The 11,779-nt window shown below is 39.8% G+C and carries 9 protein-coding genes and 1 pseudogene; 9 read left to right on the forward strand and 1 reads right to left on the reverse strand.

Annotated features, from left to right (window positions below; all coding sequences use genetic code 11):
* Positions 1-42 precede the first annotated feature (42 nt).
* The 7 genes from LIT25_04130 to LIT25_04160 all read left to right on the forward strand — a co-directional run bounded on the left by LIT25_04130 (position 43) and on the right by LIT25_04160 (position 8,512).
* The gene (locus tag LIT25_04130; GenBank protein USK34559.1) at positions 43-717 is read left to right on the forward strand and encodes a response regulator transcription factor; all 675 of its coding nucleotides are present in this window, start codon (positions 43-45) and stop codon (positions 715-717) included.
* A gap of 3 nt (positions 718-720) precedes the next feature.
* Complete coding sequence (locus tag LIT25_04135) at positions 721-2,115, forward strand: HAMP domain-containing histidine kinase (GenBank protein ID USK34560.1); 1,395 nt, start codon at positions 721-723, stop codon at positions 2,113-2,115.
* A 1,839-nt stretch (positions 2,116-3,954) separates the two neighbouring features.
* Positions 3,955-4,518, forward strand: a complete 564-nt coding sequence (locus tag LIT25_04140; protein ID USK34561.1) for an SCO family protein — start codon at positions 3,955-3,957, stop codon at positions 4,516-4,518.
* Between the two features lie 13 nt (positions 4,519-4,531).
* Positions 4,532-5,944: a PepSY domain-containing protein gene (locus tag LIT25_04145; protein USK34562.1), complete on the forward strand. Its 1,413-nt coding sequence runs from the start codon at positions 4,532-4,534 to the stop codon at positions 5,942-5,944.
* 7 nt (positions 5,945-5,951) lie between these two features.
* Positions 5,952-6,428 (forward strand): FixH family protein, encoded by a 477-nt coding sequence (locus LIT25_04150; protein USK34563.1) that lies wholly within the window; start codon positions 5,952-5,954, stop codon positions 6,426-6,428.
* A gap of 109 nt (positions 6,429-6,537) precedes the next feature.
* Entirely contained in the window at positions 6,538-6,690 is a 153-nt protein-coding gene (locus LIT25_04155; protein ID USK34564.1) for a lmo0937 family membrane protein, read from the forward strand.
* 169 nt (positions 6,691-6,859) lie between these two features.
* Positions 6,860-8,512: a ribonuclease J gene (locus LIT25_04160; protein ID USK34565.1), complete on the forward strand. Its 1,653-nt coding sequence runs from the start codon at positions 6,860-6,862 to the stop codon at positions 8,510-8,512.
* Positions 8,513-8,594: 82 nt separating this feature from the next.
* On the opposite strand, the pseudogene LIT25_04165 reads toward LIT25_04160, so the two are convergent.
* Positions 8,595-8,792 (reverse strand): annotated as a pseudogene (locus LIT25_04165) (SulP family inorganic anion transporter).
* Between the two features lie 350 nt (positions 8,793-9,142).
* On the opposite strand from LIT25_04165, the gene LIT25_04170 reads away from it, so the two are divergent.
* Together LIT25_04170 and pruA are read left to right on the forward strand one after the other, a co-directional pair.
* Positions 9,143-10,060: a proline dehydrogenase family protein gene (locus tag LIT25_04170; GenBank protein USK34566.1), complete on the forward strand. Its 918-nt coding sequence runs from the start codon at positions 9,143-9,145 to the stop codon at positions 10,058-10,060.
* 38 nt (positions 10,061-10,098) lie between these two features.
* Complete coding sequence (gene pruA, locus LIT25_04175; protein USK34567.1) at positions 10,099-11,640, forward strand: L-glutamate gamma-semialdehyde dehydrogenase; 1,542 nt, start codon at positions 10,099-10,101, stop codon at positions 11,638-11,640.
* Positions 11,641-11,779: the final 139 nt, after the last annotated feature.

The raw sequence follows: 11,779 nt of genomic DNA on the forward strand, positions 1-11,779 counted from the left end.
AGATTATACTTTGGTATAGAACTTTAAAGCGGGGTCTGAATTGTGAATACAATAACGGTTATGATCATTGATGATGAAGCAGCAATGAGAGCACTGATAAAAACATTTCTAGTCATTGAGGGCTATTCAGTCATTGAAGCTTCTAATGGCATGGAGGCTCTTGAAATGATAAATCATGAAGCGCCGGATCTTATTGTCGCGGACGTTATGATGCCATATATGGATGGATTTTCATTTGCAGCTGAATTGAAAAAGAACCATCACATTCCCCTCATTTTTCTTTCTGCGAAAGGGGAAGAATGGGATAAAATACAGGGCCTGAAGCTTGGCGGAGATGATTATATCGTAAAGCCGTTTCACCAGGGAGAGCTTCTGGCAAGGATTGAATCTGTTTTAAGAAGAGTGAGGCAGAGCAGCGTCTTGAGTAATCGTCTAACAGTTGGTCCGCTTGTTCTTGATGCATCTGGCTATAAAGCGCTGATAAAAAATCAGCCCTTGCCTTTAACTTTAAAAGAATTTGAGATCCTGTCTCTGCTGGCAAGAAATAAAGGGACTGTTTTTACTAGAGAACAGCTCCTGCAAACAGTTTGGGGAGTAAATTATATTGGCACAGGGCGAACAGTGGATACTCATATCAAAACACTGAGATTAAAATTGAAGGATCACGCATACCTCATTCAAACAGCATGGGGTGTAGGCTATAAATTTGAGGTGTAATGATTGAAACGTCTGAACTTAAGCCAGAAAGTGCTGATGCTGATCGGCATCTGCATCATTTTCAGTATCTTATTCTCGTTCTTTTTTCTTCATTTTTTATATAAAGAATTGTACTTTAACAGCATTAAAGAGTCTGTCATTTATCAGGGCGAGCGGACTGCTGCCCACTATCATTACGGTTCACTGAGTGATGAAATTATTGAAAAAATTCACTGGTACAATGTCGTTTCTGAATATGAAGTGATTGTACTGGATGATATTGATGATTTAAGCGCATATTTTCCCTATGAAGTGAACTATGAAGCTCTTATAACAGGTGAAGACCGCAAAATCCTTGAAAATGGAGATTACATTGTAAAGGATGGCTACGTAAAAGAATTGAACCGGGAAATTATAGGCGCCGTCTTCCCGATTATGGGCGAAAAAGGGCTTATAGGTTTCATCTATATATATGTTCCATTAGCAGATCTTCAAGAAGTATTCGAAGGCAGTCTGCCAATTCTGCTGCTTGTCGGTTCTCTCTTTTTTATGATACTCTTTTTAGCCGTTAATCAAATTCGGCGATCCCTTTTTCAGCCGCTGAATGAGTTTCAGGAATTTTCAAGAGAAGTGTCAAAGGGCAATTACTCAAATCGCCTTCTAAACAAAAATCATGATGAAATTGGGCAGCTGGCGCACGCCTTCAATTCCATGAGTCAGTCCCTTGAAGAGCAAGAAGCCAGGAAAAAAGAGTTTCTTGCAAATGTCGTGCATGAGCTTCGAACGCCTCTAACTTATATTGGAGGGTACAGTCAGGCGCTTAAACACCAAATGTATGCTTCACCTGAAGAAGCGGATCACTATTTGATGACGATTGAAAGAGAGACGAATCGCCTGAATAAGCTGATAACCGATTTAATTGACCTTGGTCATCTTCAGGAAAACATGTACACGCTGAATGCTGAACCTATAGCGATTGTTCAGCTATTTTTAGATACCCTTGCATTATTTGATATTAGAATTAATGAAAAGAAGCTAAAAACAGAACTGGATATTCATGAAGATCTAGTCGTTACAGGCGATCCTAAACGGCTGCAGCAAGTATTCTACAATCTCCTGGATAATGCTATAAAGTATTCTTCGGAGGAAAGCTATATTAAAATGACCCTTACTGAGGAAAACAAACAGCTATTGTTTCGTTTGAACAATAAGGGAAATGAAATATCAGAAGATGATCTGGCCCAAATAGGAGAACGTTTTTTCCGTACGGACAAAGCAAGAAGCCGAGTGACAGGCGGAACAGGTCTTGGTATTTCAATAGTAAAAGAAATTGTCAGGCTGCATGAAGGTGAATTTACGATCAGCAGCGATAAATCAAACGGAACAACTGTAACCGTTATATTGCCAGGATTATTATAATTCAGCTTAAACCGTCCCATTTTTTGGGACGGTTTTTTGCTTATTGATTAAAAGTGAAGTTTCAGTTCGTAATCATCGATAAGATCAAAGAGTATGAGTTGTATACGCCTGAAATGGAAAAAAGTGTAATAATCACCGCATATGAGTCATATAAAACGCCCAAACAGGAAAAAAGGTGACACAAACACCTCTTATGAGTCATATAAAACGCCCAACCAGGAAAAAAAGTGTCGCAAACACTGCTTATGAGTCATATAAAACGCCCAACCAGGGGAAAAAAGTGTCACAAACATCGCTTATGACTCATTTAAACCGCCCAACCAGGAAAAAAAGTGTCACAAACACCTCTTATGAGTCATATAAAACGCCCAACCAGGGAAAAAAGTGTCACAAACACCTCTTATGAGTCATATAAACCGCCGAACCAAGGAAAAAAGTGTCATAAACATTGCTTTTGAGTCGTATAAAAAGCCCAACCAGGAAAAAAAGTGCCACAAACACCTCTTATGAGTCATATAAACCGCCCAAGCAGGAAAAAAAGTGTCGCAAACACTGCTTATGAGTCATATAAACCGCCCAAGCAGGAAAAAAAGTGTCGCAAACACTGCTTATGAGTCATATAAACCGCCCGACCAGGAAAAAAAGTGTCACAAATACTGTTATGAGTCATATAAAACGCCCAAGCAGGAAAAAAAGTGTCACAAACACCGTTATGAGTCATATAAACCGCCCAACCAGGAAAAAAAGTGCCACAAACACCGCATATGAGTCAAATAAACGCCCAAGCAGGAAAAAAAGTGTCACAAACACCTCTTATGAGTCATATAAACCGCCAAACCAGGAAAAAAAGTGTCGCAAACACTGCTTATGAGTCATATAAACCGCCAAACCAGGAAAAAAAGTGTCGCAAACACTGCTTATGAGTCATATAAACCGCCCAACCAGGAATAAAAGTGTCACAAACACCTCTTATGAGTCATATAAACCGCCCAACCAGGGAAAAAAGTGTCACAAACACCTCTTATGAGTCATATAAACCGCCAAACCAGGAAAAAAAGTGTCGCAAACACTGCTTATGAGTCATATAAATCGCCCAACCAGGAAAAAATGTGTCACAAATACTGTTATGAGTCATATAAAACGCCCAAGCAGGAAAAAAAGTGTCACAAACACCGTTATGAGTCATATAAACCGCCCAACCAGGAAAAAAAGTGCCACAAACACCGCATATGAGTCAAATAAACGCCCAAGCAGGAAAAAAAGTGTCACAAACACCTCTTATGAGTCATATAAACCGCCAAACCAGGAAAAAAAGTGTCGCAAACACTGCTTATGAGTCATATAAACCGCCAAACCAGGAAAAAAAGTGTCGCAAACACTGCTTATGAGTCATATAAACCGCCCAACCAGGAATAAAAGTGTCACAAACACCTCTTATGAGTCATATAAACCGCCCAACCAGGGAAAAAAGTGTCACAAACACCTCTTATGAGTCATATAAACCGCCAAACCAGGAAAAAAAGTGTCGCAAACACTGCTTATGAGTCATATAAATCGCCCAACCAGGAAAAAATGTGACAAACACCTCTTATGAGTCATATATACCGCCCAACCAGGAAAAAAAGTGCCACAAACACCGCATATGAGTCATATAAAACGCCAACCAGGGGAAAATGTGTCTCCATCCGCTATAAAAGAGGCTTCAATCATACCAGAGTGAATCAGGCGCATTGCTTTTCTTCATTTTTCTCAAATTCTCTGTTTTTTTCTCACAGTAATTTCACAATCATTATGTACGCTTTAGTTACTAAAAATCTACTACAAAATGGAGGTGGAAAAATGAAAAAAACGATGTTTCTTTTGCTGATTCTTATCTGTGTTCTTCTAAGCGCATGTCAATTTAATGACGAAAAACCTTATCAAATGAAATCGTTCACTTATACAAATCAAGATGGCGAGGCTTTTGGTACCGATGATTTAAAAGGAAAGGTATGGATTGCCGATTTCATTTTCACTAGCTGTGAAACTGTATGTCCGCCAATGACAGCAAACATGGCAGCTCTGCAGAAAGATTTGAAAGAAGAAGAACTCACGGTGGAACTTGTTTCGATCAGTGTGGACCCATCCGTCGATACTCCAGAAAAGCTTCAAGCATTCATGCAAAGGTTTACAGAAGATGAATCCAACTGGAATATGCTTACGGGCTATTCTCAGGAGGAAATTGAGAAATTTGCAAGAGATGAATTTCAAACTCTTGTACAAAAACCTTCATCATCTGACCAAGTGATACATGGAACTAATTTTTACTTAATCAACAAGAATGGTGAAATCGTAAACGATTATAGCTTTACACATGGAAATCATTTCAAAAAAATCATTGCTGATGTGAAGAAACAAATGTAAAAGGAGAACGTGCATGATTACTAGTGAGAGAAACTATCAAGAGGGAAACGCGGGACAAGCTCCATTAAGGACTTCAAACAGCAAAACAAAAACGTCCATTTATCAAGCTGTTTGGAGGTGGCACTTTTACGCTGGCATCATTTTTGCGCCATTTCTAATTATTTTAGCCTTTAGCGGAGGAGTATATCTTTTCAAACCACAGATAGAAGATTATCTATATAAAGATATGTACTATGTCGAGGAAGAAGGATCAAGAACACTTTCTCCATCCGCTCAAGTTTCAAACGTGCAGAATAAATATCCTGATGCAGCCGTAACATCAATCAAATTTTATGAGGATCCGATGCGGACGACTGAGCTTGGATTGATGCAGAATGAAAAAATGACTTCCATTTACGTAAATCCTTACAACGAGGACATTCAGGGAAGCTTAAAAGCAGAGGGAAAATTCTCGGAGATTTTTAAAAAGATTCATAGTGAATTGCTTGTCGGCGGTACCGCCGCAAATAGACTTGTGGAGCTTGCAGCCTGCTGGGCGGTGATCCTCTTAATCACAGGTTTATATATTTGGTTCCCTAGAAATAAAGCTTCCATCTGGGGAACTATTTTACCGAGGTTTACGAAAAAAGGAAGAACGTTTTGGCGTGATATGCATGCCGTGCCCGCCTTTTGGTTTTCAGCTGCAATTTTAGTATTGATTGCAACAGGACTTCCTTGGTCAGGGGTAATGGGGGAGCAGATGAATAAATTAGCCACAGCCACAAATACAGGAGCTCCGCCATTTGCTTATAGCTGGGGGGAAAAGCCAGAGTCTAAAATTAAGACACAGGATGTTGCAGAAGAGGTGCCGTGGGCAGCTGAAAACCTTCCTGTTCCATCATCGTCCAGCGCAAAGTATGTTCCGATTTCACTTGAGGATGTTCAATACATTTCTGAAAATGAAAAAGTGGCAAAACCATATACGATCTCCTTCCCGCAAGGTGAGAAGGGTGTTTATACGATTTCATCATCGAATCCAAATCCAAGTGATGATGCGACATTACACATTGATCAGTACAGCGGGACAGTTTTAACTGACGTTAGGTTCAGTGATTACGGAATCATGGCAAAAGTGATATCCCTGGGCATTTCCCTGCATGAGGGTACATTATTTGGTCTTGCCAATCAGATTATAGGATTAATTGTTTGTTTGGGATTGATCGGATTGGCTGTAAGCTCCTTTATTATGTGGAGAAAGAGAAAACATGAAGGGAAATCAGGCGCACCAGCTCAATCGAAAAACATAAAGGCTGTCAGAGGAGTTTTATTTATTATGCTGATACTTGGACTGATCATGCCGTTAGTCGGAATTTCAATCATAGCAGTCTATTTATTGGATCGATTTCTTTTTGTGAAAATCAAACCTCTTAAAGCATGGATAGGATGATGAAAAGATGAAAAGAAAAATACCATATTTTTTGATGTTAATTCTTATCCTTTTTTTAACTGGATGTGCGGCAAATACAGATCAATTTATCGAAAAAGAAACACCGAAAATAGTGGAAGTGGACATCCAATTGCCCGAAACAATCACATCTAACCATGACAATACCTTTAAAGCAGTTATTACTCAAAGCAGTATACCTGTTGAAGATGCAGATGAAGTCATGTTTGAAATATGGAAAGCAAATGAGAAAGAAAAGGCTGTCATGATTGAAGCCTCATATGATAAGAATGGTATCTACAAAGCAAAGAGCAGCTTTGAAGATGACGGCGTGTATTTTATCCAAACACATGTCACAGCCCGGGATATGCATGTCATGCCAAAGCAGCAATTTGCCGTCGGAAATGTAACGGAAGAAGAGCTGAAAACTGTTCAGGAAGCCTCTACTCAAGAAAAGTCAAATGGCACTTCAGGAAAACATCATTAAGGGAAAATGAATCAATAGGCCGTAAGCTAAAAGGAAAAGTTTCATTTAATAAAATGGGGGGAAGATAACCTTTAATTAAAATAATAAAGAGAGAAAGAAGGAAAATGCGATGTTATGGACGATAATTGGACTTTTACTTTTATTTTGGGTGCTCGGTCTTGTATTTAATGTAGTAGGCGGAATCATTCACGTTCTACTTGTTCTTGCAGTGATTGTATTTCTATATAACTTTTTTGTAAAAAGAGGCAAAACGAGGGTTTAAGTCAAAAAGAAGACTGAGGTGAAGGCACAATGCGTGCTTTTGTCTCAGTCTTTTTTCTTACCGTTTTATTAATGCCTTTCTCAGGCAGAAGGTGTGATACAATTAAATAATAGCTGTAAAAATAATGACTCGGAAAAAGAAAGTGATCAACAGTGCTAGGAGACTAAACATGACAGTAGAGAAAAATGTAAAGATTATTCCGCTTGGCGGAATGGGTGAAATCGGGAAAAATATGTACCTCGTCGAATATAAAGATGAGATTGTGATTGTTGATTCAGGAGTGAAATTCCCTGACGAAGAATTAAGAGGCGTTGATTATATCATCCCTGATTATACATACTTGGTGAAAAATGCCCCTAAAGTAAAAGGGCTTTTTATCACTCATGGACATGAGGATCATATTGGAGGCGTGCCTTTCTTATTGAAAAAGCTGAATGTTCCCGTATTTGCAGGAAGACTTGCTATGGGCTTTATCAGAAGCAAGCTTGAGGAGCACAACCTGCTCAGAGATGCAGAACTTCATGAAATTACAGAAGAAAGCACGATTAATCTGGAAAGTCTGAAGGTCACCTTCTTCCGGACAACTCACAGTATTCCGGATTCGTTTGGCGTGGTCATCCATTCGCCAATAGGGAATATTGTTCACACTGGTGATTTTAAATTCGACCTGACACCGACAGGACCAGAGCAGGATTTATCAAGGGTTGCCAAGGTTGGGCAAGAAGGTGTCCTTTGTTTGTTATCCGACAGTACTAACAGCGAAGTACCCGGCTTTTCAGTATCTGAAAAAAAGATCGGTCAAAATATTTTAGATTTGGTCAGAAGACAGTCAGGGCGGATTATTGTTGCCTTATTTGCATCTAATGTCTTTCGCCTTCAGCAGGTGATTAAAGCATCTGTTGCCTGCGGCAGGAAGGTAGCCTATACAGGAAGAAGCATGGAAAGAGCGATATCAATTGGCCTTGAGCTTGGCTACATTGAAGCGCCAAGCGGAACGTTCATCGATCCGGATGAGATCAGTTCCTATAAAAACAATGAACTGACTATCCTGTGCACAGGCAGCCAGGGGGAACCTTTTGCAGCTCTTTCAAGAATTGCAGAGGGAAAACATCGTCATATCCATATTGAAGAAGACGATACGATCATCTTTTCATCTTCCCCAATTCCGGGAAATGTCTTGAGTGTAAACAGAATTATAAACAAACTGATGAAAGCCGGAGCAGATGTTATTGATAATAAGCTCTATGACATTCATACGTCAGGACATGGCGGTCAAGAGGAGCTGAAGCTTATGCTGAAGCTGCTGAATCCAAAATTCCTGGTGCCGATTCACGGTGAATACCGCATGCAGAAAATGCATCAGACTCTTGCAATGGAATGCTTTATTCCTGAAGAAGACATCTTTATTTTAGACAACGGACATGTATTGAATGTTTTCAGTGATAAGGCGCATCAGGCGGGAAAAGTGCCGGCCCGCTCTGTCTATGTAGATGGAAACGGAATTGGCGATGTCGGAACATCCTTGCTTGGCGAGCGCAAGCAGCTTGCTGACAGCGGAATCATTTCCATTCTGATCTTTAAAAATGGGGAAGAATTCATCCGTAAACCGCAGATTATTTCAAGGGGTTTTGTTTACTTGAGAGAATCCAATGACTTTATTGTCGAAATAGAAGCATTGGCTGCTGCTGTCATCAGGGAAGACAAAATCGACGGGGATATCGAAAAACATTTAAATTCAGTGATTTCCGATTTTATTTATAAAAGACTCAAGAGATCTCCCATTGTGGTAGTTAAAGTAATTGATGTGAAAAAAGAGAAGTAAGCCGCACTCAGGAAAGCTCTGTACATGTACAGAGCTTTTTATTGTTTTTCAATCGGAATTTGTTCAATTTTGCCTAAAACCACATTCCTGGTCTTCCGCCTACAAATGAAATCACAACTGCAATACAGAAGGATGCGTATAATCCGACCATCGGATCAACACCAGCAATAATGGAGAAAGCAGTCGCTTCTGGAATAAGGGCTAAAGCAACGACGATACCAGATAAAATATCTCCCCGGATATTACTAAACCACTCTTGTTTAATTGTCTGTACGTTCAACCAATAAACACCTCTATCTTATTTTGTTGTGACTTTCAACTCTCATGAAAGCCGTGGCCGTAGATAACCTGGAAATTATACCACCCTTTATGTAATAGATGTAGTTTGAAGTAAGCGAGTACCTCTTCTTTCGGCCATTTAGGCTCGCAAATACAAATGCAGCTTCATCTTTATGTAAAAAATGTAAACTCTAAGCTAGTAAACTTTCGATTTTCATATACCATTTGGCATTTGTCCAAAATCAACAAATAAAGCGCTTTATTATTGTATTTTTAGAACGTTGTGAAAATTGTCGAAAAAAAGTAAGATTATCTTGTGATTACAACTTCTACAGGAGGTGTGTGTTAACAATGGAAGCGATTACAAGGGATTTTTTCTTATTCTTATCCAAAAATAACTTACTTAATAATATTGCAAAGAAGCGCGGCGGCAGTTTTGCTGCTGGAAAAATTATTGGGGGAACAGATTTTCAAAGTTCCATCAAGTTCATTAAACAGCTGAATGAGAGCGGTTTGCTGGTAACTGTCGATCATCTTGGAGAATTCGTAGATTCAGAGGAAGTAACAAGAGAAAGAACAGCGGAATGCATCGAAACAATTGAAATGATCAGCAGGGAAAAGCTTGATTCACAAGTATCTTTAAAGATGACATCCCTCGGTCTTGATATTGATCATAAGCTGGTCATTGAAAATATGACGAAAATCCTTGATACGGCGGAAAAACACAATGTCATGGTTACAATTGACATGGAGGATGAAGTCCGCTGTCAGGCTACTCTTGATATTTTCACGCAGTTCAAAGCAAAATACAGCTGCATCAGTACAGTCTTACAGGCTTATTTATATCGTACAGAGAAGGATTTAAGCGATCTCGCGCAGTATAAGCCATTCCTGCGTCTCGTAAAGGGAGCATACAAAGAGTCTCCTGAGGTGGCCTTTCCTGAAAAGAAAGATGTTGATGAAAATTATAAAAAGCTGATTGAGCAAAGTCTGCTTAATGGCAACTATACAGCCATCGCGTCTCATGATGACCAGATCATCGAATACACAAAAATGCTCGCCAAAAAGCATAACATTCCAAAATCAATGTTTGAATTTCAAATGCTTTACGGAATGAGAAGCAAAACGCAATTGGAGCTTGTCAAACAAGGCTACAAAATGCGGGTCTATGTACCGTATGGCCTTGATTGGTACGGATACTTCATGAGAAGACTTGCTGAAAGACCTTCGAATATTGCATTTGCATTCAAGGGCATGGTGAAAAGTTAAGTTTAAAATAATAAATTATTTTTAAGGAGCGATTTCTAATGATTCCATACAAACACGAACCATTTACTGATTTTACAAACGAAGAAAATAAGAAAGCCTACCAGGAAGCTCTTCAAAAGGTAGAAGGCTATTTAGGACAGGACTATCCTCTATATATCGGTGCAGAAAAAGTAACGACAGATGATAAAATTGTGTCTTATAACCCTGCTGATAAAGAAGAAGTGATCGGCCGTGTATCAAAAGCAAGCCGTGACCATGCAGAAAAAGCGATGCAGGAGGCTTCTGCTGCGTTTGAAAGCTGGAAAAAAGTAAAGCCTGAAATCCGTGCTGATGTACTGTTCAAAGCAGCTGCCATCATCCGCCGCCGCAAACATGAATTTTCAGCCCTTTTAACTAAAGAAGCAGGAAAGCCATGGAACGAGGCTGATGCTGATACAGCAGAAGCAATTGACTTCCTTGAGTTTTATGCACGTCAAATGCTGAAGCTAAAAGATGGAGTTCCTGTTGAAAGCCGCCCGGGCGAATATAATCGCTATGACTATATTCCATTAGGCGTCGGCATCATCATTTCACCTTGGAACTTCCCGTTTGCTATTATGGCAGGTACTGCTGTTGCTGCAATCGTAACAGGCAACACGATCCTATTAAAGCCGGCTTCAACTACACCTATCGTAGCTGCTAAGTTTGTAGAAGTCATGATGGAAGCGGGTCTTCCTTCAGGCGTTCTGAACTTTGTTCCTGGAAGCGGAGCGGAAGTGGGAGACTACCTTGTTGACCATCCAAAAACTCGTTTTATCTCCTTCACAGGCTCACGCGATGTAGGCCTTCGCATTTTTAACCGTGCATCACAGCTGAATGACGGTCAAATCTGGCTGAAGCGTGTGATCGCTGAAATGGGCGGTAAAGATACGATTGTAGTAGATAAAGAGGCAGATCTTGAGCTTGCAGCTCAATCGATTGTAAAATCAGCATTCGGCTTCTCAGGACAAAAATGCTCGGCTTGTTCCCGCGCAGTTATCGTAGAAGATGTCTATGATCAAGTATTAAACCGTGCTGTAGAATTAACAAAACAATTAACAGTCGGCAATCCAACAGAAAATCATTTCATGGGACCTGTTATCGACCAGGCAGCTTTTGACAAAATCATGAGCTATGTTGAAATCGGGAAAGAAGAAGGACGCATACTTGCAGGCGGAGAAGGAGACAGCTCTAAAGGCTACTTCGTGCAGCCGACAATTGTTGCTGATGTTGATCCAAAAGCACGTTTAATGCAGGAAGAAATCTTTGGACCGGTTGTTGCTTTTGCAAAAGCAAAAGATTTTGACGAAGCACTTGAAATTGCCAATAATACAGAGTATGGTTTAACAGGTGCTGTCCTAACAACAAACCGCTCTAACATGGAAAAAGCACGTGAAGACTTCCATGTCGGAAATCTGTACTTCAATCGCGGATGTACTGGCGCAATCGTAGGCTATCAGCCATTCGGCGGCTTCAACATGTCAGGAACTGATTCTAAAGCAGGCGGACCTGATTACCTTCAGCTTCATATGCAGGCTAAAACAACATCTGAAACATTTTAATAGATAAAGAATCAGAGATTCAAAGATATGCGATTCATATGCATTCTTATATTATTCATGTAAGACAACTCCAGATTCAATCCTGAGGAAGTGACAAAAAAGGTTGCTTCCTCTTTTTAAAAAAAGTATAAATATTTTT

The sequence above is a fragment of the Bacillus sp. F19 genome (assembly GCA_023823795.1).
Lineage (GTDB): Bacteria > Bacillota > Bacilli > Bacillales > Bacillaceae > Bacillus_P.

Coding starts and splice junctions, on each gene's coding strand:
- LIT25_04145 (USK34562.1), top strand. CDS start 4,532: ATGATTACTAGTGAGAGAAACTATCAAGAGGGAAACGCGGGACAAGCT.
- LIT25_04160 (USK34565.1), top strand. CDS start 6,860: ATGACAGTAGAGAAAAATGTAAAGATTATTCCGCTTGGCGGAATGGGT.
- LIT25_04170 (USK34566.1), top strand. CDS start 9,143: ATGGAAGCGATTACAAGGGATTTTTTCTTATTCTTATCCAAAAATAAC.
- LIT25_04140 (USK34561.1), top strand. CDS start 3,955: ATGAAAAAAACGATGTTTCTTTTGCTGATTCTTATCTGTGTTCTTCTA.
- LIT25_04155 (USK34564.1), top strand. CDS start 6,538: ATGTTATGGACGATAATTGGACTTTTACTTTTATTTTGGGTGCTCGGT.
- pruA (USK34567.1), top strand. CDS start 10,099: ATGATTCCATACAAACACGAACCATTTACTGATTTTACAAACGAAGAA.
- LIT25_04150 (USK34563.1), top strand. CDS start 5,952: ATGAAAAGAAAAATACCATATTTTTTGATGTTAATTCTTATCCTTTTT.